The 24,419-nt window shown below is 66.2% G+C and carries 26 protein-coding genes; 17 read left to right on the top strand and 9 right to left on the bottom strand.

Annotation, left to right across the window (positions count from 1 at the left end; genetic code table 11):
• Positions 1-185 precede the first annotated feature (185 nt).
• Both vapB and ACSS7Z_RS15315 read left to right on the top strand, forming a co-directional pair.
• Positions 186-416, top strand: a complete 231-nt coding sequence (vapB, locus tag ACSS7Z_RS15320; protein WP_438255739.1) for a type II toxin-antitoxin system VapB family antitoxin — start codon at positions 186-188, stop codon at positions 414-416.
• Complete coding sequence (locus ACSS7Z_RS15315) at positions 413-823, top strand: PIN domain-containing protein (protein ID WP_438255738.1); 411 nt, start codon at positions 413-415, stop codon at positions 821-823. The genes vapB and ACSS7Z_RS15315 overlap by 4 nt, the downstream gene beginning before the upstream one ends.
• Positions 824-860: 37 nt before the next feature.
• Here ACSS7Z_RS15315 and ACSS7Z_RS15310 read toward each other — a convergent pair whose 3' ends face one another.
• Positions 861-1,928, bottom strand: coding sequence for a threonine aldolase family protein (locus ACSS7Z_RS15310; protein ID WP_438255737.1), 1,068 nt, complete (start codon positions 1,926-1,928; stop codon positions 861-863).
• Between the two features lie 47 nt (positions 1,929-1,975).
• Here ACSS7Z_RS15310 and ACSS7Z_RS15305 point away from each other — a divergent pair, with 47 nt between their 5' ends.
• The gene (locus ACSS7Z_RS15305; RefSeq protein ID WP_438255736.1) at positions 1,976-3,400 is read left to right on the top strand and encodes an MFS transporter; all 1,425 of its coding nucleotides are present in this window, start codon (positions 1,976-1,978) and stop codon (positions 3,398-3,400) included.
• An 80-nt stretch (positions 3,401-3,480) separates the two neighbouring features.
• On the opposite strand, the gene ACSS7Z_RS15300 is transcribed toward ACSS7Z_RS15305, so the two are convergent.
• Positions 3,481-4,122 carry an SDR family oxidoreductase gene (locus tag ACSS7Z_RS15300; protein WP_438255735.1) on the bottom strand — a complete coding sequence of 214 codons (642 nt, stop codon included), beginning with the start codon at positions 4,120-4,122 and terminating at the stop codon, positions 3,481-3,483.
• A 105-nt stretch (positions 4,123-4,227) separates the two neighbouring features.
• Complete coding sequence (locus ACSS7Z_RS15295; RefSeq protein WP_438255734.1) at positions 4,228-5,670, bottom strand: DUF6421 family protein; 1,443 nt, start codon at positions 5,668-5,670, stop codon at positions 4,228-4,230.
• A 72-nt stretch (positions 5,671-5,742) separates the two neighbouring features.
• Here ACSS7Z_RS15295 and ACSS7Z_RS15290 point away from each other — a divergent pair, with 72 nt between their 5' ends.
• The gene (locus tag ACSS7Z_RS15290) at positions 5,743-6,192 is read left to right on the top strand and encodes an Lrp/AsnC family transcriptional regulator (RefSeq protein WP_438255733.1); all 450 of its coding nucleotides are present in this window, start codon (positions 5,743-5,745) and stop codon (positions 6,190-6,192) included.
• Between the two features lie 44 nt (positions 6,193-6,236).
• On the top strand, positions 6,237-7,433 hold the full coding sequence (locus tag ACSS7Z_RS15285; RefSeq protein WP_438255732.1) for an MFS transporter: 1,197 nt from the start codon (positions 6,237-6,239) through the stop codon (positions 7,431-7,433).
• Here the strand turns inward: ACSS7Z_RS15285 and ACSS7Z_RS15280 are convergent, their stop codons facing one another.
• Entirely contained in the window at positions 7,434-7,628 is a 195-nt protein-coding gene (locus ACSS7Z_RS15280; protein ID WP_438255731.1) for an ArsR/SmtB family transcription factor, read from the bottom strand.
• 144 nt (positions 7,629-7,772) lie between these two features.
• Here ACSS7Z_RS15280 and ACSS7Z_RS15275 point away from each other — a divergent pair, with 144 nt between their 5' ends.
• The gene (locus tag ACSS7Z_RS15275; protein WP_438255730.1) at positions 7,773-8,741 is read left to right on the top strand and encodes a 1,4-dihydroxy-2-naphthoate polyprenyltransferase; all 969 of its coding nucleotides are present in this window, start codon (positions 7,773-7,775) and stop codon (positions 8,739-8,741) included.
• Positions 8,742-8,745: 4 nt separating this feature from the next.
• On the opposite strand, the gene ACSS7Z_RS15270 is transcribed toward ACSS7Z_RS15275, so the two are convergent.
• The 4 genes from ACSS7Z_RS15270 to ACSS7Z_RS15255 form a co-directional block, all read right to left on the bottom strand.
• The gene (locus ACSS7Z_RS15270; protein WP_438255729.1) at positions 8,746-9,069 is read right to left on the bottom strand and encodes a DUF4229 domain-containing protein; all 324 of its coding nucleotides are present in this window, start codon (positions 9,067-9,069) and stop codon (positions 8,746-8,748) included.
• A 272-nt stretch (positions 9,070-9,341) separates the two neighbouring features.
• Positions 9,342-9,896, bottom strand: a complete 555-nt coding sequence (locus tag ACSS7Z_RS15265; RefSeq protein WP_438255728.1) for an NADPH-dependent FMN reductase — start codon at positions 9,894-9,896, stop codon at positions 9,342-9,344.
• A 151-nt stretch (positions 9,897-10,047) separates the two neighbouring features.
• Positions 10,048-11,220 (bottom strand): MFS transporter, encoded by a 1,173-nt coding sequence (locus ACSS7Z_RS15260; protein WP_438255727.1) that lies wholly within the window; start codon positions 11,218-11,220, stop codon positions 10,048-10,050.
• A complete protein-coding gene (locus ACSS7Z_RS15255) occupies positions 11,217-11,558 on the bottom strand; it encodes an ArsR/SmtB family transcription factor (protein ID WP_438255726.1) in 342 nt (113 codons plus the stop codon). Before ACSS7Z_RS15255 ends, ACSS7Z_RS15260 begins: the two co-directional genes overlap by 4 nt.
• Positions 11,559-11,643: 85 nt before the next feature.
• Between ACSS7Z_RS15255 and ACSS7Z_RS15250 the strand changes: the two genes are divergently transcribed.
• The 10 genes from ACSS7Z_RS15250 (at position 11,644) to ACSS7Z_RS15205 (ending at position 22,083) form a co-directional block, all read left to right on the top strand.
• Positions 11,644-12,945, top strand: a complete 1,302-nt coding sequence (locus tag ACSS7Z_RS15250) for an FAD-dependent oxidoreductase (RefSeq protein WP_438255725.1) — start codon at positions 11,644-11,646, stop codon at positions 12,943-12,945.
• An 81-nt stretch (positions 12,946-13,026) separates the two neighbouring features.
• Entirely contained in the window at positions 13,027-14,394 is a 1,368-nt protein-coding gene (locus tag ACSS7Z_RS15245; protein WP_438255724.1) for a TrkH family potassium uptake protein, read from the top strand.
• Positions 14,395-14,431: 37 nt separating this feature from the next.
• A complete protein-coding gene (locus ACSS7Z_RS15240) occupies positions 14,432-15,127 on the top strand; it encodes a potassium channel family protein (protein WP_438255723.1) in 696 nt (231 codons plus the stop codon).
• A gap of 97 nt (positions 15,128-15,224) precedes the next feature.
• Complete coding sequence (nhaA, locus tag ACSS7Z_RS15235; protein ID WP_438255722.1) at positions 15,225-16,520, top strand: Na+/H+ antiporter NhaA; 1,296 nt, start codon at positions 15,225-15,227, stop codon at positions 16,518-16,520.
• A gap of 115 nt (positions 16,521-16,635) precedes the next feature.
• Positions 16,636-17,745, top strand: coding sequence for an ACR3 family arsenite efflux transporter (arsB, locus tag ACSS7Z_RS15230; protein WP_438255721.1), 1,110 nt, complete (start codon positions 16,636-16,638; stop codon positions 17,743-17,745).
• The gene (locus ACSS7Z_RS15225) at positions 17,742-18,743 is read left to right on the top strand and encodes a metalloregulator ArsR/SmtB family transcription factor (RefSeq protein WP_438255720.1); all 1,002 of its coding nucleotides are present in this window, start codon (positions 17,742-17,744) and stop codon (positions 18,741-18,743) included. The genes arsB and ACSS7Z_RS15225 overlap by 4 nt, the downstream gene beginning before the upstream one ends.
• Positions 18,740-19,141, top strand: coding sequence for an arsenate reductase ArsC (locus ACSS7Z_RS15220; protein ID WP_438255719.1), 402 nt, complete (start codon positions 18,740-18,742; stop codon positions 19,139-19,141). The genes ACSS7Z_RS15225 and ACSS7Z_RS15220 overlap by 4 nt, the downstream gene beginning before the upstream one ends.
• A gap of 37 nt (positions 19,142-19,178) precedes the next feature.
• On the top strand, positions 19,179-19,526 hold the full coding sequence (locus ACSS7Z_RS15215; protein ID WP_438255718.1) for a PLD nuclease N-terminal domain-containing protein: 348 nt from the start codon (positions 19,179-19,181) through the stop codon (positions 19,524-19,526).
• Positions 19,523-21,193, top strand: a complete 1,671-nt coding sequence (gene menD / locus ACSS7Z_RS15210; protein ID WP_438255717.1) for a 2-succinyl-5-enolpyruvyl-6-hydroxy-3-cyclohexene-1-carboxylic-acid synthase — start codon at positions 19,523-19,525, stop codon at positions 21,191-21,193. The genes ACSS7Z_RS15215 and menD overlap by 4 nt, the downstream gene beginning before the upstream one ends.
• A 35-nt stretch (positions 21,194-21,228) precedes the next feature.
• Positions 21,229-22,083, top strand: coding sequence for a PPK2 family polyphosphate kinase (locus tag ACSS7Z_RS15205; RefSeq protein WP_438255716.1), 855 nt, complete (start codon positions 21,229-21,231; stop codon positions 22,081-22,083).
• A gap of 138 nt (positions 22,084-22,221) precedes the next feature.
• On the opposite strand, the gene ACSS7Z_RS15200 is transcribed toward ACSS7Z_RS15205, so the two are convergent.
• Entirely contained in the window at positions 22,222-23,496 is a 1,275-nt protein-coding gene (locus ACSS7Z_RS15200) for an isochorismate synthase (RefSeq protein ID WP_438255741.1), read from the bottom strand.
• A 164-nt stretch (positions 23,497-23,660) separates the two neighbouring features.
• Between ACSS7Z_RS15200 and ubiE the strand changes: the two genes are divergently transcribed.
• Positions 23,661-24,419, top strand: a complete 759-nt coding sequence (ubiE, locus tag ACSS7Z_RS15195) for a bifunctional demethylmenaquinone methyltransferase/2-methoxy-6-polyprenyl-1,4-benzoquinol methylase UbiE (RefSeq protein WP_438255715.1) — start codon at positions 23,661-23,663, stop codon at positions 24,417-24,419.

Here is a 24,419-nt window from a genome sequence, read left to right as displayed (position 1 = left end):
GTAACGTAAGACATGAGGACCTCCGTGGACTCGATCAGGTGTGGTTACCCATATCGATACCGGAGGTCCTCACCTCATTTCCTCACGCCACGCTGCACACAACCACCGTGGGAAGAACACCTAGTGCGGTTCCGTTCGGATCGCAGTACCCTGTATATACGCGGCGTATATACAGGGAGAGTTGAATGTCTCAGACCACGCTTTTCCGCAGCAACCGCACGCAGGCCGTGCGTCTGTCCAAGGACGTCGCGCTTCCCGATTCGGTCACAGAGGTGACCGTCACCGCTATCGGCGATGCACGCGTCATCATCCCGGTGCGCGCGGACTGGATCGACTGGTGGGCGAACGGCATAAGCGTCACCGGTGATTACCTCACCACTCGGGATCAGCCTGAGGCGCAGGAGCGCGACTGGTGAGTGCGGGATATCTGCTCGATGCGAGCATCCTCGTGTTCGCGCTTCGGCGAAGCCTGCCGGTGATCGCAGAGCGGATGAACGAGGCATCCGGCTCGCTGCACGTGTCGAGTATCTCAGTCGCCGGGCTCTCCTACGGTGCGGCGCGATCGAGCGACCCCATGCGCAACCGCATCGCCGTGGAAGAGATTCTGAGCCGGTTGATCGTCCTCGACTTCGATGCTGCTGCCGGGCATCATTCCGGTGATATCAGAGCTGACCTCGCGGCGCGGGGAGAGCCGATCGGTGGGTATGACATCCTTCTCGCCGGGCACGCGCGGTCGCGAGATCTGACGATGGTCACGCACAACGTGAATGAGTTCGACCGGGTCTCCGGTCTGCGTGTCGAAGACTGGACGATCCCCGCCTGAACTCTGGCGGCGCACTACCAAGCCCCGCAGCCCACCCCTACGCGGTTGTCAGGCGTGCGATCTCGGCTATGAAGGCGTCCACGTCTGACTCTTGCGTGTCGAAGCTGCACATCCAGCGCACTTCGCGGCGCGCAGCATCCCAGTCATAGAAGCGGAACGATTCGCGCAGACGATCGGCGATGCCCTCCGGCAGTGTCGCGAAGACGCCGTTGACCTGCGTGGGCTGGGTGAACTCGACGCCACGGATGGTGCCGTCGGCGATTCCGGCCTCGACGCCCGCCCGCAGCCGCGCGGCCATCGCGTTCGCGTGGCGTGCGTTCTGCAGCCAGAGGTCACCCTCCAGCAGGGCGATCAGCTGCGCCGAGATGAAGCGCATCTTGGATGCCAGCTGCATGTTGTATTTGCGACCGTAGATGAGACCGGTGGATGCCTCGGGGTTCAGCACCACGATCGCCTCGCCGAGCATGGCACCGTTCTTCGTGCCGCCGAAGCTGAGCACGTCGACGCCGGCGTCGCGGGTGAAAGCACGAAGCGGCACGTCGAGGGCGGCCGCGGCATTGGAGGCGCGGGCGCCGTCCATGTGCAGGTGCATCCCACGCTCGTGCGCGTGGTCGGCGAGCGCGCGGATCTCCTCGACGGTGTACAGCGTGCCGAGCTCGGTGGACTGCGTGATCGAGACAACCAGCGGTTGAGCGCGGTGCTCGTCACCCCAGCCCCACGCTTCGCGGTCGACGAGTTCGGGGGTCAGCTTGCCGTTGTCGGTCGGGACGGTGAGCAGCTTCATGCCGCCGATCCGTTCGGGTGCGCCGCCCTCATCAACATTGATATGGGCGGTGGATGCCGAGATCACAGCGCCCCAGCGGGGGAGCATCGACTGCAGGCCGACGACGTTCGCTCCGGTTCCATTGAAGACGGGGAAGATCTGGACGTCGTCGCCGAGGTGGCTGCCGAAGACCTCATGCAGCCGCTCGGTGTATTCGTCTTCGCCGTAGGCGATCTGGTGGCCGTCATTGGCCGCGGCGATCGCCTGGAGAACATCGGGGTGGATGCCGGAGTAGTTGTCCGACGCGAATCCCCGGATCTGGGGGTCATGCAGTGTGCTCACCGGATAAGCCTATGTGCAATGTCCGCGGTAGCGTTTACGATTTTTCCATGCAGCGCACCGCAGCGCGAACGGCCTTCGCCAACGTCCTCGTGAATACACTCATCGCCAACGTGACGACGAGCTTCTTGTGGTTCGCGCTGACCTTCTGGGTCTACATCGAGACGCAGTCGGTGCTGGCGACCGGGATCATCGGCGGCGCCTACATGCTGTTCGTGGCGTTCTTCGCGATGGTGTTCGGCACGATCGTCGACCGCAACCGAAAGCACACCGTGATGGTGCTCTCCAGTCTGCTTTCGGCGTCGGCATTTCTGATCGCGGGTCTGCTGTATCTCTGGCAGCCCGAATCTCAACTGCTGAATCTCGGCGGGCCGTGGTTCTGGCTGTTCTCGGTGATCATCCTGTTCGGTGGGGTGATCGAGCAGCTGCGCAACATCGCTCTGTCGACGACGGTCACACTGCTGGTCGAAGAAGACAAGCGCGCCAATGCGAACGGCCTTGTGGGCACCGTTCAGGGCATCGCGTTCATGGTGACCAGTGTGTTCTCCGGGCTGTCGATCGGCTTCCTCGGGATGGGGTGGACGCTGGTGATCGCGATCGGCGCCATGGTCGTGACATTCGTGCACCTGCTGTTCGTGCGGATTCCGGAAGAGGCGCCGCAGCCCGATCCGAACGCCTCGAGTGCGCTGGACTTCCGGGGCAGTGTGACTGCCATCCGCCTCGCGCCGGGGCTGTTCGCGCTCATCATTTTCTCCACCTTCAACAACCTCATCGGCGGGGTGTACATGGCGCTGATGGACCCGTACGGGTTGACGCTGTTCTCCGTTCAGATGTGGGGGCTCGTGCTCGGGGTCACCTCGACCGGGTTCATCGTCGGTGGTGCGCTGGTGGCGAAGTTCGGGCTCGGTAAGAAGCCGATGCGCACGATGCTTCTCGTCGTGATGGTGATGGGGCTGCTCGGTGCCGTGTTCATGATCAGGGAGTGGTGGCCCTTGTACGCCTTGGGGATCTGGGTGTATATGGCGCTCATTCCGCCGGTGGAAGCGGCTGAGCAGACCGTGATTCAGAAGGTCGTGCCGTTCACGCGGCAGGGCCGGGTGTTCGGTGTTGCCGCGGCGATGGAAGCGGCTGCCGCTCCGGTGACGGCATTCCTCATTGCTCCGATCGCGGAGTTCGCGATCATCCCGTACATGGACTCTCCGGCCGGTCAGCGGCAGTGGGGCTGGTTGCTGGGGGAGGGCGAAGCGCGGGGGATCGCGTTGATCTGTCTGTTCGCGGGGCTGATCATGGTGGCCGCGGCGGGGCTCGCATTCCTCACCCGTTCGTATCGCAAGCTCACCGAACTGTATGCGGAGGCGCCGCCGGTCATCGATGATGCTGCGGAGGGTGTCGGGAGTGACCGCGAGAGCGGGGTCGCCGATGCCGGACCTCCCGTGCGGGGCATTCCGCCGACCACTCCTGGTCCGCTTGAGTGAGCCCCGCGGACGCGTTGGGGCTGCGAGATCCGCAACGTGTGCGCGGCCGGGCGCGGTCGATGGGTCGAACGTCGGGACGTTCAGCCCAGCTCGATCATCCGGTCGTTGAGTGCGGGGGCGTCGCCGTCCCAGAGCCCGACAATCGCCGGTGCGAGCGCCTCGGGGTCGAGGGCTTTGGCGCGGAACACGACGGATGCCGTGCGCAGTGGCTCGCCGGCATCCCGCGCGGCCTTCGCAAATCCCTGAGCCATCGCATGGGTCCACGCCTCACTCGCTGCCTTCACCGCTGCGTAGTTCGCCCCGCCGGCGAGCGGGCGCGCGACGGCCGTGGATGACACGATCGCGAAGCGGCCCGCATCCGAGGCCTGCAGCAGGGATGCGAAGGCACGCGACGTCGCGCGCACGGCCTGAAGTGCAGGCAGGAGCGCATCGAAGTCCTCATCGGACTGACCGGCGAGACCGCCGCCGCCGCGCCAGCCGCCGACGAGCGAGAGTACACCGTCGACCGGGCCGAGCTTCGCGGCCAGAGCGGACATGTCCTCGAACGAAGTGGCATCCGCCACGGCGACCTGGGCACCGACGTCGCTGAGCGGTTGGAGCCGTTCAGCGGAGCGCCCGGTCGCGATCACCCGTGCTCCAGCGTCGACCAGAGCACGCGCAACCGTGAGCCCCGCCGCGCTTGTCGCCCCGGCAACAACGACCACACGATCTGCGACGCTCATCGCTCACTCCCGATCGCGAACTTCGCAGAACTGCACTTATCTCGCACGAATCTGCCCGAAATCTGCGAAGAAGCTGCACTTCTGCGAGAGGCGTGCGCGCCGCCCTCACGCATCGCCAGCCCGGATCCCCGCGGTCGACTCGATCACAGGCCGCATCTTCTTCTCCAGTGCCTCGAAGAACATCGACAGCGGGAACTCATCGTCGAGCACCTCATCGGTGTACCCCTTCGGGGGCCCGGCGAGCACCTCGTCCGGCAGTCCGCGAGCCCAGACGGATGCCGGGTTCGGCGTCAGCACGGAACGAACAAGTTCGTACGCCGCCAGCCAGTGCGCCTTCTTCGGCCGATCGATCGAACGCCAGTACAGCTCATTCACCGCGTCGCTGAGCGCGATCACGGCATCCGGCACCGCATCCCAGTCGAACGTCAGCTGGGTGTCGGTCCAGTGCAGCACGCCGCGCTGGTGCAGCCAGGCGAACAGCAGCTGCCCGCCGAGCCCGTCGTAGTTGCGCACCCGGGATCCGGTGATCGCGAAGCGGAAGATCCGGTCGAAGATCACCGCGTACTGCACGAGGGAAGCATGCTCGAGCATCTGCTGCTCTGTCGCCGAGAGCACATCCGACCCCTGAGCCTGTCGAAGGGTGAGGGCGTTCTCGATCGCCACGCTCTCGCGGAACGCGGTGAGGTCGCAGCGCAGCTCTTCGAGCGAGTACAGGAAGTACGGCATCCGCTGTTTGATCATGAATGGGTCAAACGGCAGGTCACCGCGCATATGCGTACGGTCGTGGATGATGTCCCACATCACGAACGTCGTTTCGGTGAGGTCCTGGTCATCCAGCATCCGCGCCGCGGCCTCGGGCAGGTCGAGCTTGGTGATCTCGGATGCTGCGCGCACCACTCGCCGGTAGCGGGCAGCTTCGCGATCCTGGAAGATCGCGCCCCACGTGAACGTCGGGATCTCCCGCATCGCGACGGTCTCCGGAAACAGCACGGCCGAGTTCGTGTCGTAACCGGGGGTGAAGTCGATCAAGCGCAGCGAGACGAACAGCTTGTTGCCGTAGTCGCCGGCTTCGAGTTCAGCGATGAACTCTGGCCAGATCGTCTCCACGATGAGCGCTTCCACGAGCCGATCGGACGAACCGTTCTGCGTGTACATCGGGAACACGACCAGGTGCCGGATGCCGTCGACGCGGTGCTGCTGCGGTTGGAAGGCGACCAGCGAATCCAGGAAGTCCGGGATGCCGAAACCCTCCGCCGCCCACCGTTCGAAGTCGCGGATGGACGCTGCGAGGTATTCGGCATCGTGCGGGAACGCGGGAGCGAGGGCGCGGATGCTCGCCACGATCGCGGCGACGTGCTCTTCAGCCTCGGCCCCTGCTGCGGCATCCGGAATCGACCCGTCCTTCACCTGCAGCCGGCGAATGGCGATGGCGGCATCCTTCAGCATCCGCCATGCGGCGCTCGACTCGGCCTGCGAGGCATCCTCGAGGCCCTCGCCCTTCGACAGGCTCAGCGGCCGGGCGTCGGTTTGCGGGGGAGTGGTGGACATTGGGTCCTCCGATCCGGAGACGTGGCGGAAATAATCCGGCGAATTGATACTTATGCCGATATTCTTCCATCTATGGAAGATGCTGTCGACCGTCAGATCATTGCCGAGATCTCTCGTGACGCCCGGGCGACGCTCGCGCAGCTGTCGGATGCTGTCGGCCTGTCGAGCTCCGCGGTGCAGTCGCGGCTGCGCCGGCTCGAATCGCGCGGCGTCATCGCCGGCTACCGACCGATCCTCGACGCGGAAGCTCTCGGTAAACCGCTGTCCGCGTTCATCGAGATCACGCCGCTCGACCCCGCTCAGCCCGACAATGCGCCGGAACTTCTCGAGCAGCGCGCCGAGATCGAGGCGTGCCATTCGATTGCCGGGAACGCGAGCTACATGCTGTTCGTGCGGGTGGCCTCACCGCGGGCGTTGGAGCAGCTGGTCAACGACATCCGATCGATCGCCAACGTGAGCACGCGCACGACCGTGGTGCTGCAGACGTACTACGAGAACCGGCCGATCAGCGTCGAGGAGTAGCGGCCTCTTAGAGCATGTACGCTCGTACATGCTCTGAGAGGACCATGATTAACAGCATCCGTCTGCGCCAGCTCGCGCTTGCCGCACTCTTTCTCGTTCCCGGCATCGGAATTGCCTCGTGGGTCACGCGCACCCCGGACATCCGCGACCTGCTTGGCGCATCGACACTCGAGATGGGTCTCGTGCTGTTCGGTCTCTCGGTCGGCTCGATGCTGGGCATCCTCGTATCCGGACCTCTCGTTGCGCGCTTCGGGGCACGGCCGGTGATCGCCGCCGGAGCCATCGGCGTTGTCATCAGCATGCCGACGATCGGAGTTGGAGCCGGTCTGGGTGAGCCTTTCGTGGCTGCCGCAGGACTGTTCCTGTTCGGCGCGGGCATGGGCGGCGGAGAAGTTGCCCTCAACGTCGAAGGTGCCGACGTCGAACGAGTGACGGGCCGATCCTTCCTGCCGCAGTTGCACGGATACTTCAGCCTCGGCACCGTCATTGGCGCGGTGCTGGGCATCTTCGCCACAGCATCCGCTTTCCCCGTCTCGCTGCACCTCACCTTCGTCGGCGTGGCCGCGCTTGCCGCGGTGATCTTCTCGGTGCCGCGGATCCCGTCCGGAACCGGGCGCGTCGAGCGCGCAGCATCCGGCACTCCGCGGCGATCGAACGCCCATCTCTGGCGTGACCCGACGCTACTGCTGATCGGCGTGATCATCCTGGCGATGGCGCTCGCCGAGGGGACGGCGAACGACTGGCTGCCGCTGGTGATGGTCGACGGTCATGGGTTCGACGCGGCATCGGGGTCGGCGATCTACGCAGTTTTCGCTGCGGCGATGACGACCGGACGGTTTATCGGTGGCTGGTTCATCAACCGGTTCGGCCGGGCCACGGTGCTCTGCGCAAGCGGCGTATTCGCCACGATCGGGCTGGCCGTCATCATCTTCGTCGACGGCCAGGTGGCAGCGACGGCAGCAGTTCTGCTGTGGGGTCTGGGTGCATCGCTCGGGTTCCCGGTGGCGATCTCCGCTGCTGGAGACTCCGGCTCGGACTCCGCCGCCCGGGTGTCGCTGGTTGCAACCCTCGGCTATGTCGCGTTCCTCGTCGGCCCGCCCGCGCTCGGCTTCGTCGGTGACGAGTTTGGTCTGCGCGCCGCGCTGATCATTCCGCTCGTTCTTGTTGCGGTGGCCGCCGTGGCCGCCGTCGGCTATGGCCGCCGCCTGCGCGCCGAGGTCGACGTCGAGCGAGTCGCGTAGTCACAGCGTCTGGCCGATCATCGCCTCGCCGAGCGGTGTGCGCGAGTGCAGCATCCGATTGCCGGAGCGTTCGCTGGCGATGAGCCCGGAAGCGCGCAGCACGGCAAGATGATGCGATGCCGTCGAGGCGGCGATCGTGGTGTCGCCGCGAGCTGGATAGAACAGCGTCGGCTGCGCGGGAGGTTCGGTGAGCACCAAGCATCCCCACGACGACATGACCGAGGGGACGAGTACGAGCCCACTGCGGATGCCACCGAAACGCTCTGGCTCGACGGCAAGGTCAGTAACCCGACCCCGTGACTCAGCGGCTCATGGATGCTGCCAGTAGGCTTGCCTTCCGTGGCAGCATCCTCAAAACGCAAGTCGTCGGCCCCGAAGCGGAAGCCGGTGCGCACCAGCGGAAACCCGGCCAAGCGCCCGATCGTGGAGGCGCCGCCGATCACGGCGCGCGACTGGATCGGCGCTGCGCGCCTGCGCACACTGCCGCTCGCGATCGCGCCGGTCATCATCGGCACGGGTGCCGCGCAACTCGTCGACCAGAATCTACACTGGGTCATTGCCCTCGCCTGCCTCGTGGTCGCGGTGCTGCTGCAGATCGGCGTGAATTTCACGAACGATTACAGCGACGGCATCCGCGGTACTGACGCGCACCGGGTGGGGCCTGCGCGCCTCACTGCCTCGGGCCGCGTCAACCCGCGAACGGTGCTGAATATCGGTCTGGTCTTCTTCGCGCTCGCCGCTCTCGTGGGCCTTTTGATCGTTATCCGCACCGGCCAGTGGTGGATGCTGGCAGTCGGCGCCGCCTGCATTGTCGCAGCGTGGTTCTACACCGGCGGCAAGCGCCCCTACGGGTACTTCGGCCTCGGCGAAGTCTTCGTCTTCGTCTTCTTCGGACTGGTCGCAACGCTCGGGACAACCTGGGTGCAGGCGTTCCAGCTGCCGCAGGAGGCGTGGCTGGGAGCCGTGGCCGTCGGACTCTTCGCCTGCGGCGTGCTGCTGGCCAACAACCTGCGCGACATCGATCAGGATCGCGCGGTGGGCAAGCGCACGCTGACCGTGCTGATCGGGCGTCGCGCGACGCAGGTCGTTTACACCGTGTTCCTGGTGGTGCCGTTCCTGCTGTCGAGTTTCATCGCGCTGCTGTATCCGATCGCGTGGCTCACGCTGATGGCGCTGCTGGCTGGCATCCCGGCGATCGTCATCGTATGGATGCACCGGCAGGCGCGCGAGCTGGTCGTCGCTCTCGGACTGACCTCGCTCACGGCGATCATCTACGCCGGCGCGCTGTACTGGGCGTTCGTCGGCTGAGGACCTAGTTCGGGTTCGGCGTGCTGTCTGCTGAGTCGTTGCCCGCATCGTCGATCGCGGCATCCTCGGCGTCAGCATCCTGTGCGGCGGCGTTGCGCTTGCCAGTTGCTTCGCGCGCTTCGCGGCGCTCGTACATCACCGAGGATGCACCGGAGAGCGGCGCGCGCAGGAACAGGATCGAGATGCTCATACCGATCAGTGCGGCGAAGATCGCCGTCAGCCACCACAGCTCGCGCATGATCGGGAAGAAGAACCACATGATCACCAGCGGTACGAGGAACGCGAGCAGTCGCAGCACGGAGTAGACGAGGATCGGCGGCAACTTCATGGTTCCAGTCTAAGTGCGTCCCGCGGGGTGAACGGCAGGTGGGCACCGCGTGAAATCTGCCGTCACCGGCAGACGCACTCGGCAATATCGTGACCGAACCCTGGCCAGAAGCATCCCCGACAGGTAACGTCGAAGACACCGCGACGGTCCGGGTGGTCCCGGGCTCCAGCTCATACCTGGGGGTGTAGCGGGTTCGACTCCCGCCGTCGCGTCTATGCGAAAAGCCCCGCCAGTCCCTGAAATATCAGGGCTGGCGGGGCTTTCTCTGCTTCTTACGCGGAGACGGCCTCGGCGGGAACCAGCGACAGTTCGTCGAGGATCGACTGCAGCGAGTCGGTGAGCTCGGCGGGGGCCGTGAGCTTGCCGTCGGCGTCGAGCAGGGTCCACGGGTTCTGCACCTGCAGATCGGCGGAGGTGCGCTCCAGTCCGAGGTTGCGCAGTACGAAGTCGAGCTGGCCGATCATCCGGCTCTCCGGGTACGCGCCGTAGGCGAGAACGCCGGCGCGCTTGCCCTGCCACTCAGCGAGCAGGTAGTCCACGGCGTTCTTCAGCACGCCGGGGTACGAGCCGTTGTACTCGGGGCTGACGAAGAGGAAGGCGTCTGCGGCGGCGACGCGCTCGGCCCACGCCAGCGTGTGCGGCAGTTCGTACTTGCCCATCATCGGCGCGTGCGCCTCGTCGAAGAACGGCAGAGCGATCTCCTGCAGATCAGCGACGTCGACGGTCAGGTCTGCGCGCCCCTTCGCCGTGTCGATCGCCCAGTTAGCGACGGTGTGGCCGATGCGGGCTTGGCGGGTGCTGGCGACGATGACCATGAGATTGGGCACGAATGACTCCTGAGAAATTGGGATGCGAGGAAAACGCCGCGTCCTCGCGGACTGCGGCGTCGACGGTGATCAACGGTTGCCGCGGCTCGGGTATTCCCGATGCGCGTGAATATATTTCATTGCAATTGCCGGGAGCGGGAATCAGTCGGTGTCAGGAGAATCGGGACAGGGCGAGTGAGAGCGCGGCCAGCACGACGGCGATCAGCGCCATGACCGAATAGGAGCCGGTCGCGGTGGCCAGGAGCGGCCCGAGGGCAGGTCCGATCGCGCCGACGAGAGTTATTGGAGCAGCGAAGACGCCGTTGATGGCGCCGTAGCTGTGGATGCCCCAGCGATCTGCGACGGCCGACCCCTGCACAAGGGTCTGCGCGCCTCGCACAGCTCCCGCGGCGATGCCGATGCAGATCAGCAGCCACGGTGGCCCGGGGACGAGTGCGAGAAGGGCGAGGAACACGATGCTGAGCGCGGCTGTGGCCGCCAGCGGGATCCACGGTGCCGCGGTGCGCGGGATCGCCACGTAGAGCAGTCGTCCGATGACCTGTCCTGCCCCGAGAAGTCCGAGCGCCCACGCGGCGAGCTCGTAACTCATCCCCTTCTCCGTGAACAGCGGGATGACGGACAGCGTGACGCTGAACAGGGCTGCCGCCAGCGCGAGCATCGACAGCAGCAGCATCCAGAATCGACGTGTGCGCACGACCGTGCTGACCGTGTGCGCCGGTAGATCGGGGTCGTGAGGCGCGGGTGTCCAGGCGCGTTCGAGGCTGAACCAGTGCAGGGGCGCGGTGGTGACCAGCAGAATGCCAGCGAGGAGAAGAAAAGTCGTGCGCCAGTCGGTGACCGTCAGCAGCCCCGCCACGACCGGTGCGAACACCGTCGAAGCGAGCCCGCCCGCCAGTGTCAGGATGGTCATCGCGCCACGACGGCGCGCCCCGTACCGACGGGCGATGACCGTGAATGCCGCCTGATAGAGCACGGCGGATTGCGCGATGCCGGCGATGACCCATCCGAGCGTAAATACCGACAGGTCGGGAGCGAGTGCAACGATGACGAGGCCGACCGGACCCAGGACGCTGCCGACGGTCATGATGAGCCGGGGCCCGCGCGCATCGAGCCAGTGCCCGACGAGCACTCCGGCGCCGGCCGAGGCGATGAGGCCGCACGAGAACGACAGGGTGATGAGAGCGACCGGCCAGCCTGTCTCGTCCGCTATCGCCGGGGAAGCGACGATGAGGGCGTAGAACAGGATGCCCCAACTGATGACCTGCCCCGTCGAGAGCGCGGCCAATCGTCCGCCCTGGCGAGGCGGGGCGGACGTCGCGGTCATACCGAACGGAGGGCGTCGGCGGCCGCGTCGAGCGCGCCGTCGTTGAGTGCGAAATACGCCCACTTGCCTCGCTGCTCCCGTGAGACCAGCCCGGCATCGGTGAGCAGCTTCATGTGATGCGAGACCGTGCCCTGAGAGAGACCGACCGGTTCGGTGAGGTCGCAGATGCATGCCTCCCCGTCGGTGCCGGCAGCGATGAGCGACAGCAGTTTGACGCGGGTGGGCTCGCCGAGGGCTTTGAAAACCCGCGCGATGCGTTCGGTGTCCTCAGCGGTGAGTGAGGACGTGATGGGTGGCACGCAGCAGGCTGTTGCATCGGTGGTCGTCGGCAGGCTCACAGCCACAGTCTGGCACGTATTGACATTCTTCGATAGGTGCGTGAGAGTTTTCATATCGAAGAACGTCGATTTGAGGAGACCTGTGATGACCGAGCTTCCCGTCATCGTCGTCGGAGCGGGGCCGCAGGGTCTTGCCGCCGCGGCGCACCTTGCTGAGCGAGGTATCGAGGTGGTCGTCCTCGAGCGCGGTGATGGTGCCGCCGCCGCGGTATCGGACTGGGGGCACGTGCGGCTCTTCTCGGCGTGGCCGGAGCTGACCGATGCGGCCTCGCGTCGTCTTCTCGCGTCGACAGAGTGGAACGCGCCGACGTCGGGCTACCCGACCGGAGCGGAGTGGGTGAGCGGGTACCTTGCACCGCTCGCCGCAGCGCTGGGCGAGCGGGTGCAGTACGCCACCACGGTGATAGGCATCTCGCGTCAGGGGCGCGACAAGAGCGTCGACGGCGGGCGGGAGAGTCAGCCGTTCGTTGTGCACACGCGCGATCAGGACGGCAACGAGTCCCGCCTGCACGCTCGTGCGGTCATTGATGCCAGCGGCACCTGGGGACGACCGAATCCGGCGGGAGCGGACGGTCTGCCCGCTCTCGGCGAAATCGCCGCTTCGGAATCGATCTCCTATCGAATCCCTGACGACGTCGCCGGGTTCGCCGGCGGGCACATCGTGGTCGTCGGTGCCGGGCATTCCGCGACCCACGCCGTGCTGCGACTGAGTGAATTGGCGCGCCGTTCACCCGGAACTCGTGTGACCTGGGTGCTGCGTCGGGGGAGCGCCGCGAATGTCTTCGGCGGCGGAGCGGGTGATGAGCTTCCGGAGCGGGCGGCACTCGGCGCGCGCGCTCGCGCGGCGATCGATCGGGGACTGGTGACTCTAATGACCGGGTTCCGCGTCGCGGAGTTCCGTGAGGTCGGCGATCGGCTCACCGTCTTTGCCGAGAATGGCAGCCAGATCGACGGCGTCGACCACGTATTCGCCGTGACCGGGTTCCGACCCGATACCGAGATGCTGCGGGAGCTGCGCATTGACCTTGACCCCGCACTGGAGGCCGTCGCCGGTATCGCCGCGGAGATCGATCCGAACATCCACTCCTGCGGTTCCGTCTCGGCGACGGGTGCCGCTCAGCTCACTCAGCCGGAGCAGGACCTCTTCATCGTCGGGGCGAAATCCTACGGACGTGCACCGACCTTCCTTGCGTTGACCGGCTACGAGCAGGTGCGCAGCGTCACCGCACGCCTCGCCGGTGACCATGAGGCCGCGGCACGCAACGAACTCGTCCTGCCTGACACGGGGGTGTGTGGCGGTTCCGGTGACTTCGACGACGACGCTGGAAGCTGCTGCGCCGCGCCAGCGGTGCTGCAGATCGGAGCCCGCCCGGTCGCGGTGAGCTGAGAAGTAGCTCCGCGCGAGGCGCTGACACGGCACACGCACAGGGGTGCGAGAAGCCCACGCTGAGGAGTAGTGTTCTTCTTCGTGTCGTCTTACCGCACAGCCAAACGTGGGGGTTTCGCCAAGCGGCGGGGCCTGGCACCTGCGCAGGTCATCGTGTCCGGATTCACTGCAGCGATCCTTGCCGGGACCGTACTGTTGATGCTGCCGTTCTCGTCCGCCGATGGCCGGTGGACGGGCTTCGTCGACGCGTTGTTCACTGCGACATCGGCGGTGTGCGTTACCGGCTTGGTCGTCGTCGACACGGCGGTGTACTGGAGTCCTTTCGGCAAGATCGTGATCCTGGCGCTCATCCAACTCGGCGGCCTGGGCATCATGCTGTTCGCCGCTCTGGTGGGACTCGTTCTCGCACGCAAGCTCAGCGTGAAGTCCCGTGTGCTCGCCAGCACCGAGACGAAGACTCCCGGCGTCGGGGACATGAAGCGAGTCGCGACCGGCATCGTGATCACGACGCTGGTGATCGAGGCGGTGGTCGCGCTCCTGCTGTTTGCGCGGTTCGCCACGGCGTACGGCTACGACGTCGGCCGGGCAGCGTGGCATGCGCTGTTTCACGCGGTGTCGGCCTTCAACAACGCTGGCTTCGCGCTGTACACCGACAGCCTGATGGGCTTCGTCTCGGACCCCTGGATCTGCCTGCCGATTTGCGGTGCGATCATTCTGGGCGGACTGGGGTTCCCGGTGCTGCGTCAATTGCGACGGGAGTTCCAGCGGCCGCTGCACTGGTCGATGAACACCCGAATCGTGCTCGCGATGACCGCCGTGCTGCTGGTTGCAGGAACCGTATTCGTGCTGTTCATGGAGTGGGACAACCCCGGCACGTTCGGTGAGCTCCCGATCGGGACACGCATCCTCGCCGGGTTCGTGCACTCGGTCCAATCGCGCACGGCCGGTTTCAACTCGGTCGATGTTTCGCTCATGAATGACGAAACCTGGTTGGGCACCGACGTGCTGATGTTCATCGGTGGCGGACCTGCAGGTACAGCCGGCGGTATCAAGGTCACCACTTTCGCGGTGTTGTTCTTCATCATGTGGACGGAGCTGCGCGGTGGCGCCGCCGTGAACATCTTCGGCAAGCGCCTTTCGCGCGCCGTGCACCGCCAGGCGATCACCGTCGTGATCATCGCCCTCGGCGCCGTCATGGCCGCGGTCATCGCCATCCTCGCGATGACCGATTTCGACCTCGACCGTGTGCTCTTCGAGGTGGTTTCGGCCTTCGGAACCGTCGGGCTGTCGACGGGGATCACCGCGAGTCTTCCGCCGGCAGCGCAGATCATTCTCGTCTTGCTCATGTTCCTCGGACGTCTCGGACCGCTCACCCTCGGCTCCGCCCTCGCCCTGCGAGAGCGACCGACGGCTTACGAGTTGCCCAAGGAACGCCCAGCCATCGGCTGATGGCATGCGGGCACGACAACCAGTGAAAGGACACATGATGGGAAAGTTCCTCTCTTTCGGCCAGGATGCGAAGCGGATCGCCGAGGCCGACTCCGTCGCCGTCATCGGGCTGGGCCGATTCGGAACGGCGCTCGCTCTGGAACTGATGGCCTCCGGAACCGAAGTGCTCGGCATCGACGATGATGAGGCCCGTGTGCAGTCGTTGAACGGTGAGCTGACCCAGGTCGTCCGCGCCGATTCGACCAGGCTCGAGGTCCTGGAGCAATTGGCAGTCGGTGAGTTCGATCGGGTCGTCGTTGCCATCGGCAGCGACATCACGGCTTCCATCCTCACTGCCTCGTTGCTGCTGAAGCTTAATGTTCCGGTGATCTGGGCCAAGGCTGTTGACGAGCAACACGGCGCGGTGCTGGAGCAGCTGGGAGTGCACCGGGTCATCTACCCCGACAAGGACATGGGGCGCCGCGTCGCGCATCTGGTGCGCGGCGCAGCGGCGGACTATCTGGAGATCGACAAGGGCTACGCGATCGTCAAGTCTGTTGCTCCGCGGTACCTGCATGGGATCACGTTGGCGGACGGTGCAGTGCGCAGTGCTCACGGCGTCACCATCGCCGCGTACCGTCCGGTTCTGGGCGACTGGCGGAACGCGCAGGCCGATACCGTTCTTCACGAAGGGGACTCCGTGCTCGTGGTCGGTCCGACGACGAGTGTCGAGAAGTTCGCTCAGTTGCGCTGACGCGGGAGGGGCGCCCCACGGTATCCTCGGATAAGCTGGATGCTGGAGTGTCGGGAAGCCTGGTCGACGAATTCTGTCGTCGACCCGAAAGGCGCTCATGTCGCCCAAGCCCTCCCGCATCGCTCGCGTCCGTAGTCTCTTTCCCTCATCCTCGCGCGCGGAATCGCTGCGCGTGGGGGAGATTCTTCGCAAAGAGACCGTCGGCGGCATCCTGCTGGTCACGCTCGCCGCCATCGCCATCGTCTGGGCCAACTCGCCATGGGCGGATTCTTACTTCGCGCTGCGCGACTTCGAGGTCGGCTACGAGCCGTGGCATCTTCGGCTCTCGCTCGGTGCCTGGGCAGCCGACGGGCTGCTGGCGATCTTCTTCTTCCTCGTCGGACTGGAATTGAAGCGGGAATTCGTCGCCGGTGATCTGCGAAAGCCCAGCACAGCGATCGTGCCGATCATCGCCGCGATCGGAGGCGTTGCGGTTCCCGCGGTCATCTACGCCATCGTCGTCGCGGGCGCGCCAGGCATGGTGCAGGGGTGGGCGATTCCGACCGCCACGGACATCGCGTTCGCGGTTGCGGTGCTGGCTATCATCGGCTCACACCTGCCCAGCGCGTTGCGGATCTTTCTGCTCACCTTGGCGGTCGTCGATGATCTGATCGCCATCGGCATCATTGCGATCTTCTACACCGAGACGATCGATCTGATCCCGCTGGTGTTCGCCCTCGTCGCCATCGCCGTCTACGGCGTGATCGCCCAGTTGGGTCGCCGGTTCTTCCATCTGCGCGCGGGGGCCGCCTGGCTGGTGCTGCTGCCGATCGGAGTCGCGGCCTGGGCGTTGCTGCACGCATCCGGCATCCACGCGACCATCGCCGGGGTGCTCCTCGGGTTCACCATCCCCGTTCTGCACAAGAAGACGGCCCGTGCTGCGGACGCTGGCCCGGGCCTCGCGGAGGTCTTCGAGCACCGATTCCGGCCGATCTCGGCCGGGGTGGCCGTGCCGGTGTTCGCCTTCTTCTCGGCGGGCGTCGCCATCGGCGGTGTCGACGGATTCATCTCTGCCTTCGAAGACCCGGTGGTGATCGGGATCATGCTCGGACTTCTCCTCGGCAAGCCCATCGGCATCACTCTGGCGACATGGCTGGTGACTCGCATCCGTCGGGTCACGCTCGATCCGTCGCTGCGTTGGATCGACCTCACGGGTGTGGGGCTGCTCGCCGGTATCGGGTTCACCGTGTCGCTCCTGGTCGCCGAGCTCAGCTTCTCCAGCGGCAGCGAACACCACGACCACGCGAAGGTGGCGATCCTGACCGCATCGGTCGTCGCCGCCCTGCTCGCATCGATCGTGCTCGGCATCCGCAACCGTCGCTATCGACAGCGTGCGAACGCGAACGACGGCTAGTTCGTATAACGCTGGCTCGCGGGTTACGAGTCGGTGAACTCTCGTCCGTTCGAGTTGCGGGCAATATCGATGGATGTCAATATAGACGCATGTCGATACAGTCCGTGTGCAGCGCATGAGTGACGCAACCCTCCCGGCGCCTCCGGCGACGCGTCGCCTGTCAACCCTTGACCGGTGGCTGCCATTGTGGATCGGGCTCGCCATGGTGGGGGGACTCCTGCTCGGGCGCTTCGTCCCCGGCGTCTCGCCCCTGCTCGCCCAGCTCGAGATCGGTGGCATCTCCGTCCCGATCGCGCTCGGGCTTCTGGTGATGATGTATCCAGTGCTCGCGAAGGTCCGCTACGACAAAGTCGCCGCCATCGCCGGCGACAAGAAGCTGCTCATCTCGTCGCTGGTGCTGAACTGGCTCATCGGCCCCGCGCTCATGTTCGCCCTCGCCTGGGCGTTCCTGCCGGATCTGCCCGAGTACCGCACGGGGCTCATCATCGTCGGTCTTGCTCGGTGCATCGCGATGGTCGTGATCTGGAACGATCTCGCCTGCGGCGACCGGGAAGCCGCAGCCGTCCTCATCGCGATCAACTCGATCTTCCAGGTCGTGGCGTTCTCGCTGCTCGGCTGGTTCTACCTCACCGTGCTCCCTGGATGGCTCGGACTCGACACCCAGGGAGTGGATTTCTCCGTCGGCGCGATCGCGCTCAACGTGCTGATCTTCCTCGGTGTGCCGCTGCTGGCCGGGTTCGCATCCCGCTTCATCGGGGAACGCCGTAAGGGGCGCGACTGGTACGAGGAGCAGTTCCTGCCGCGCATCGGCCCGTGGGCGCTGTACGGTCTGCTGTTCACGATCGTGCTGCTGTTCGCATTGCAGGGAGAGCAGGTCACCTCCCGGCCCCTCGATGTGGCCCGGATCGCACTGCCGCTGCTGGCGTACTTCGCGGTGATGTGGTTCATCGGCCTCTTCACCGGCAAGACGCTCGGCCTCGGCTACGCACGCTCGACGACTCTGGCCTTTACCGCAGCTGGAAACAACTTCGAGCTCGCGATCGCCGTCGCCATCGGTACCTTCGGCGCGGCATCTGGCCAGGCGCTCGCCGGTGTTGTGGGGCCGCTCATTGAGGTACCGGTGCTGGTCGGACTCGTCTATGTCTCACTCTGGGCGGCCCGGCGCTGGTTCCACACCGATCCGTACACCTCCGAGACACAGAGCGCTGAAAGGATGCCCTCGTGAATGTCACTGTGACCACGGACGATACCTGCAGCCCGGTGGCCACGCACGCGATCGGCCAGGATGCTGCCTCCTCGGTGGCAGCCACCCTCAAAGCGCTCGCCGATCCGCTGCGTCTGCGGATGCTCTCCGCGATCGCCTCCGACCCCCGCGGGGAGTCGTGCGTGTGCGACCTCGCCGAACTCGCGGACGTGTCACAGCCGACGGTGTCGCATCACCTCAGGGTGCTCAAAGACGTCGATGTGCTGATGTCGCAGCGCCGCGGTACCTGGGTCTGGTACTCAATCAATCCGAACCGTCGCCGCGCCGTCACGACCCTGTTGGATTCGTTCGCTCCGGCCACGGTCGCCGCGTCCTGGTCAGATGGTTCGGCAGAGGATGCGCGGCATCCCGATCTTGATACTCGTGTCACCCATCTCGCGGACGAGCTCGCTGCGGAGATTTCCGATCTCGACCGGGCCGTCGTGCTGACCATCGTTCGCGAGTCGTACACCGCGCTGGCCCGCACGGCCCGTGTGACATCGGCGCTGATCCCGCTGACGGAGAGGTTCGCTCGCCAGCGGTTGAGCGATCTCACCCGCGACCGTGATTCCGCTGTCCCACAGGTGCTGTTCGTCTGCGTCGCCAATGCCGGCCGCTCCCAGCTCGCCGCCGCGCTCGTGAACCAGATCGCCGACGGCAAGGTCGTGGCACGCTCCGCAGGCTCGAGCCCCGCCGACAGCATCCACGCGCACGTACGCTCGCTGCTCGCAGAGATCGAAGGCGACGGCGCCGCTGAGCGATTCCCGAAGCCTCTGACCGATGACGCCGTGCGCGCCGCTGATGTCGTCATCACCATGGGCTGCGGCGACGTCTGCCCGATCATCCCGGGCATCCGCTACGACGACTGGGCCGTCGGCGACCCCGCCCTCGCCTCCCGCGAAGGCGTCGAAGCCATTCGCGATGACATCGCCGCCCGCGTTCGCACCCTTGTCAACGAACTACTCGAGGAGACCCCATGACCGACACCAAGCCTTCCGTCCTGTTCGTCTGCGTGCACAACGCGGGTCGATCTCAGATGGCCGCGGGTTTCCTCCGCGACATCGCCGGCGACCGCATCGAGGTGCGTTCGGCCGGCTCCATGCCCGCGGATCAGATCAACCCGATCGCCGTCGACGCGATGGCCGAACTCGGCATCGACATCACCGCCGAATCCCCGAAGGTGCTCACCACCGAAGCGGTGCAGGCATCCGACGTCGTCATCACGATGGGCTGCGGCGACGCGTGCCCGATCTTCCCTGGCAAGCGCTACGAGGACTGGGAACTCGAGGACCCGGCAGGCCAGGGCATCGATTCCGTGCGTCCGATCCGCGATGACATCCGGGCGCGCATCGAAGAGCTGGTGGCGGAGCTGGTCTGAGCAGTCCGCGCATAGATAACCCGCCTAGACTGGGCTCGTGGCAAGAGTACTGATCGTAGGCGGCTTCCTGGCTCTCATCTTCTGGGTGTTCAGCATCGTCGACTGCGCGGTTCAACCGGCAACCAGGCACCGCGGAGTGCCCAAGGGCACCTGGATCGTGATCGTCGTGCTGATTCCCGTGCTCGGCGGGATCCTCTGGTTCGCACTCGGACGTCGAAACCGCAGCGATCAGCAGCAGACACGCAGCATGGCCCCGGATGACAACCCGGACTTCCTGCGCACCCTCGGCAAGAACGAGCAGGACGAGCGCATCCGCCGCCTCGAAGAAGAGCTCGCGCGCCTCGACGACGAAACAGACGGGCCCGCCCCGGACACACGTCCATGACGGCATCGCCGGCAATGGATGCTGCGGCATCTCTGCTCGCAGAACTTGTCGAGCACGGCATCCGTGATGTGGTGATCTCACCGGGGTCTCGTTCGCAGGCTCTCGCGCTCGCCGCCACCCATCTCGCGCGCGAGGGCGCGCTGCGCGTGCATGTGCGCATCGACGAGCGCGTCGCCGGTTTCACTGCTCTCGGCCTTGCCCGTGAGACGCGTGTTCCGACCGTGGTCATCTGCACCTCCGGCACGGCTGCGGCGAACCTGCTGCCCGCGGCGATGGAGGCCTTCCACTCCGGCGTTCCGCTGCTGCTGCTCACCGCCGACCGTCCGCCGGAATTGCGCGGCGTCGGCGCGAATCAGGCGACCACTCAGCCCGGCCTTTTCGCGCCGTGGGTGCGCTTCGCCGAGGATGCTCCGGTTCCCGGTGATGGCTCGTGGACGGGACTGGGTGTCCAGGCGGTTCGCGCCGCGATGGGGGCGGATGCTGCGCCCGGCGCACTCGCCGGCATCGCCGGACCCGTGCACCTGAATCTGCCCTCGCGGGAGCCGCTTTCGGGTGCGCTTCCGGCGGGATTCGCGCTTTCGAGCGGGACGGTACCGACACCGGATGCCGGTGAGCCGCTCGTTCTGGAACGGGGCCTGCGCACCGTCGTGATCGCCGGCGCGGATGCGGGAGCAGCCGCAGAAGAGGTTTCGCATGCGGGCACCTGGCCGCTGGTCGCAGAGATCGTCAGCGGCTCGCGGTTCGGCCGTCACGTTGTGCACGGCTACCGGGAACTACTGCGCGATGCCGCGCTCGGCGGACGGATCGAACGCGCTGTTGTGTTCGGGCATCCGACGCTCAGCCGAGAAGTTGCGGCGCTTCTCAGTCGTGACGATGTCGAGGTGATCGCGGTGCGATCCGGTGGCGAGGCGCTGAATCTGAACGGGCGGACGGTGGCTGCGGCATCCGTTCGTGTCGCCCCGGGGGAGTCTGACCGGGCGTGGATGGGGGAGTGGATGCGGGCATCCGCAGCATCCCTCGTCGATCTGAGCGAGTCGGCACCCGACCAGGACGCGCTCAACTCGAAGGATTTCGCGACCCGCCGCGATGCCGTGCGCGCAGAGCTCGACGCGGTGCGCCGGCCGCTCGATCGCGAACTGCTCGCGGATGCCGTGTGGCGGGCGACCTGGCCGCACGATCGGCTGATGTTCGGGTCGTCGCGCATCGTTCGTGTGGCCGATGCGGTGCTGGCCGGCAAGAAGGTCCCGGTGCACGCGAATCGCGGCTTGGCCGGAATCGACGGCACGATCGCGACGGCAATGGGAATCGCTCTGGCGAGTCAGGCCGAGGGATCGCCCGGCGTCACCCGCGTTCTCCTGGGGGATCTGGCGCTGCTGCACGATGTCGGGGCGATGTTGCTGCCGCCGGATGAGCCGGAGCCGCGCCTGCAGGTCATCGTCGGAAACGACGGCGGCGGCACGATCTTCGACTCGCTCGAAGTCGCCTCTTCCGCGCCGCGCGAGGATCTTGACCGTGCCTTCTATACGCCGCACACGACACAGCTTGAGCAGTTGGCGCTCGCCTACGGCTGGGAATACCAGCGGATCACGACCCGCACGGCCCTTGACCAGGCGCTGACATCTCCGGTTGCCGGTCGGCAGTTGATCGAAGTTCCGCTGCCGCGTTAAAGTTCTGCCGGCGTCGCATGCGGCAGGATGGGCGCATGGCGAAACGTGGCTGGACAAGCGAAGCATCCGACATTCTGCGCGCAGGGGAGGGCTTCCGACTGGCGGACGTCGACCCCGACGCTCACCCGGGGTATGAAGGCGACAAGAAATCTGGCGCCGAGGACCTCGCTGTCGGCATCGAGGCGTTGGGTGAGTTGCAGGAGCGGCTTTTTGCCGCGAGCCGCGCGGGTGTGGCCACGGATGCTGTGCTGCTCGTGCTGCAGGCGATGGATACCGCAGGCAAGGGTGGTGTGGTTCGGCACGTTGTCGGCGGCGTGGATCCGCAGGGTGTGGAGCTGGCCGCGTTCAAGGCGCCGACGGCGGAAGAGCTCGAGCACGACTTCCTCTGGCGCATCGAGAAGCGGCTGCCCGAGCCCGGTTTCATCGGTGTCTTCGACCGCTCGCACTACGAGGATGTGCTGATCGGCAAGGTGCGCTCGCTCGCATCTGCGGACGAGATTGAGCGGCGCTATGACGCGATCAATGCGTTCGAGGCTCAGGTCGCGGCATCCGGTGTCCGCATCATCAAGGTCATGCTGCACATCTCGCCCGACGAGCAGAAGCAACGGCTGACGGAGCGGCTCGACCGGCCCGACAAATACTGGAAGTACAACCCGAGCGACGTCGACGAGCGGCTGGTCTGGCCGGAGTACATGGATGCTTATCAAGCGGTGTTCGATCGGACGTCGACTGCCGTCGCACCCTGGTACGTCGTGCCCGCGAATCACAAATGGTACGCGCGGCTGGCCGTGCAGGAGCTGTTGCTCACGGCGATGGAAGACATCGATCCGCAGTGGCCTGCGGCCGATTTCGACGTCGAGGCCGAGAAGAAGCGGCTCGCTGCGAGCTGAAGTGCCGGCTGACCGTCGCGCATAACTCCTGAAGAACACGGCCGGTGTGGCTGGAATCGCTCGGTTTCCGCGGGATCAGCAGAAGTTTTCAGGAGTTGCGCGCGCGGGGCAGCGGGGCGGCGGCTGGATTTGGGCGGCCTAGGCCAGGGCATCCACCAGCGGGCGGAACTTCACCCGTGTCTCGAGCAGCTCGGTCTCGGGATCGCTGGCCGCCACGATGCCCGCGCCGGCGTACGCGGTGACGGCGATGGCGTCGGAAGACGTCACGCTTGCGCGCACCGGACCTGTCTCGAACTGGGCGCAGCGCAGTGCGATTGCCCACTCGCCGTTGCCGTTGCTGTCGATCCAGCCGACGGGTCCGGCGTAGCGGCCGCGGTCGAAGGGTTCGATCTCCCGGATGGCAGCGACAGCGGCATCGGTCGGGGTGCCGGCGACGGCGGCAGTCGGGTGCAGCGCCCCAACGAGGTCCAGCGCCGAGCTGCCGTCGGAGAGTTCACCCTCGACGTCGGTTGCGAGATGGAACAGGTTCGGCAACTTCAGTAGGAACGGCTGCTCGCTCGAGGCCATCGCCCGCACGTGCGGACGCAGGGACGTCAGCAGGCTCTGCACCGCATACTGGTGCTCGTCGAGGTCTTTGGTGCTGGAGGCCAGGTGTGCTGAGGCTTCGACGTCCTCATCAGCGTCGGCTCCTCGGCCGATGGTGCCCGCCAGAACGCGCGCGGTGACGGTACCGTCATCCACGGTGACGAGGGTCTCGGGGCTTGCGCCGATCAGTCCGTCGACGGCGAAGGTCCAGGTGTCGGGGTATCCGGTCGAAAGCGCTCGCACGAGCCGGCGCAGGTCGGATCCTGCCGGGATGGTGCCGGCAAGGTCACGAGCGAGAACGACCTTGCTGACCTCGCCGGCGCCGATGCGGCCGAGAGCGGCGTGCACCGAAGCCTGGTATCCCTCCGGCGTCTGCGCGCCGGGGCCGAGTGTGCCCGCCCAGTGCGGACCGTATGGCAACGATTCGAGGGTGGCATCCGGCTGGTCCTGGGGGAGGTCTTGCCCTGCCAGCGCGATGCGGGTGATCCAGCCGCGTCCCTGGTGCTTGCCGAGAATGATCGACGGCACGATCAGGACGCTGTCGGCGACCGAGCCCTCGTCGAAGGTCAGCGCACCGAACCCGACCAGGCCGGTGCCGGGCAGGTTCACGGAGTCGTCGATGTCGGCGGCATCCGATAGCGCTCGCCATTCCTCCGCGATGAGCGCGCTGCGCATGGACCCGGACCCTGCCGGAACGCGGATGAACGCAGGCATGCCGTCGCCGACCGCGACGATGCCGTCGCCGCGGCGCAACCACGCGAGGGGAGTGGTGGGGTGCCCATAAGCCAGCAGATCCTCGACCGGGTCGATCTCGCGGGTCTCTACGATCAGTCGCACCTTCCCAGGATAGCGAGTGGCCGCGCGTGGCTCGGTTTTCGCGGTTTCTCGAGCCACGCGCGCCCACTCGCAACGGGCGGGGACGGGCGGGGACGGGCGGGAACCGGCGGGGGAGAGAAGGGACAAGGGGCGGACCCCGCGCTTAGACTTGAAGGGTGACCTCCAATCGCGCCGACCTCGGCAAGAACCCCCAGCGCGTCAGCGGAATGTTCGACCAGGTGGCGGCCGGATACGACCGCACGAACACCGTCATGACGTTCGGCAATGACGCCTTCTGGCGTGCGGCGACGACCCGTGCGGTCGCCCCCCAGCGCGGCGAGCGGATTCTCGATTTGGCCGCGGGCACAGCATCCTCCTCCGCATCACTGGCCGGCAGCGGAGCCGACATCGTCGCGGCCGATTTCTCGCCCGGGATGCTGGCCGAAGGCAAGCGCCGCCACGGCCACCTCGCGAACCTCTCCTTCGTCGAAGCGGATGCCACGAACCTGCCGTTCGCCGACAACGAGTTTGACGCGGTCACGATGTCGTACGGCCTGCGCAACGTGCAGCAGCCGAAAAAGGCGCTGGCCGAGCTGTTCCGGGTGACCAAACCCGGCGGACGCCTCGTCATCAACGAGTTCTCCACCCCGCCCGGCAAGCTGTTCCGCGGCCTGTACCGCTTCTACAACGCCCAGATCCTGCCGCGCGTGGCGCGCGTCGCCGGAACCAACAGCGACGCCTACGACTACCTCAACGAGTCGATCCGCGACTGGCCAGACCAGAAGCAGCTGTCGGCGTGGATCCGCGAGGCCGGATGGACGAACGTCGCCTACCGAAACCTGTCGATGGGCATCGTCGCACTGCACCGTGCTGAGAAACCGCGTGTTGGAAAGCCGCGCGCGGAAAAACCGATGGCACAGCCAGCGGTAGGGTAG

This window comes from Microbacterium wangyouchuni, assembly GCF_051546305.1.
Taxonomy (GTDB): Bacteria; Actinomycetota; Actinomycetes; order Actinomycetales; family Microbacteriaceae; genus Microbacterium.
Note: the sequence above shows the minus strand (reverse complement) of the source record. Positions and strands in the feature narration are given on the sequence as shown.

Bases quoted from the DNA above. Each gene is read 5' to 3' on its own strand.
- ACSS7Z_RS15220 (WP_438255719.1), top strand. From the start codon at position 18,740: ATGACCGACACCAAGCCTTCCGTCCTGTTCGTCTGCGTGCACAACGCG.
- ACSS7Z_RS15300 (WP_438255735.1), bottom strand. From the start codon at position 4,122: ATGAGCGTCGCAGATCGTGTGGTCGTTGTTGCCGGGGCGACAAGCGCG.
- ACSS7Z_RS15240 (WP_438255723.1), top strand. From the start codon at position 14,432: ATGGGAAAGTTCCTCTCTTTCGGCCAGGATGCGAAGCGGATCGCCGAG.
- ACSS7Z_RS15250 (WP_438255725.1), top strand. From the start codon at position 11,644: ATGACCGAGCTTCCCGTCATCGTCGTCGGAGCGGGGCCGCAGGGTCTT.
- ACSS7Z_RS15260 (WP_438255727.1), bottom strand. From the start codon at position 11,220: ATGACCGCGACGTCCGCCCCGCCTCGCCAGGGCGGACGATTGGCCGCG.
- nhaA (WP_438255722.1), top strand. From the start codon at position 15,225: ATGTCGCCCAAGCCCTCCCGCATCGCTCGCGTCCGTAGTCTCTTTCCC.
- ACSS7Z_RS15305 (WP_438255736.1), top strand. From the start codon at position 1,976: ATGCAGCGCACCGCAGCGCGAACGGCCTTCGCCAACGTCCTCGTGAAT.
- ACSS7Z_RS15290 (WP_438255733.1), top strand. From the start codon at position 5,743: ATGGAAGATGCTGTCGACCGTCAGATCATTGCCGAGATCTCTCGTGAC.
- arsB (WP_438255721.1), top strand. From the start codon at position 16,636: ATGAGTGACGCAACCCTCCCGGCGCCTCCGGCGACGCGTCGCCTGTCA.
- ACSS7Z_RS15205 (WP_438255716.1), top strand. From the start codon at position 21,229: ATGGCGAAACGTGGCTGGACAAGCGAAGCATCCGACATTCTGCGCGCA.
- ACSS7Z_RS15295 (WP_438255734.1), bottom strand. From the start codon at position 5,670: ATGTCCACCACTCCCCCGCAAACCGACGCCCGGCCGCTGAGCCTGTCG.
- ACSS7Z_RS15270 (WP_438255729.1), bottom strand. From the start codon at position 9,069: ATGAAGTTGCCGCCGATCCTCGTCTACTCCGTGCTGCGACTGCTCGCG.
- menD (WP_438255717.1), top strand. From the start codon at position 19,523: ATGACGGCATCGCCGGCAATGGATGCTGCGGCATCTCTGCTCGCAGAA.
- ACSS7Z_RS15285 (WP_438255732.1), top strand. From the start codon at position 6,237: ATGATTAACAGCATCCGTCTGCGCCAGCTCGCGCTTGCCGCACTCTTT.
- vapB (WP_438255739.1), top strand. From the start codon at position 186: ATGTCTCAGACCACGCTTTTCCGCAGCAACCGCACGCAGGCCGTGCGT.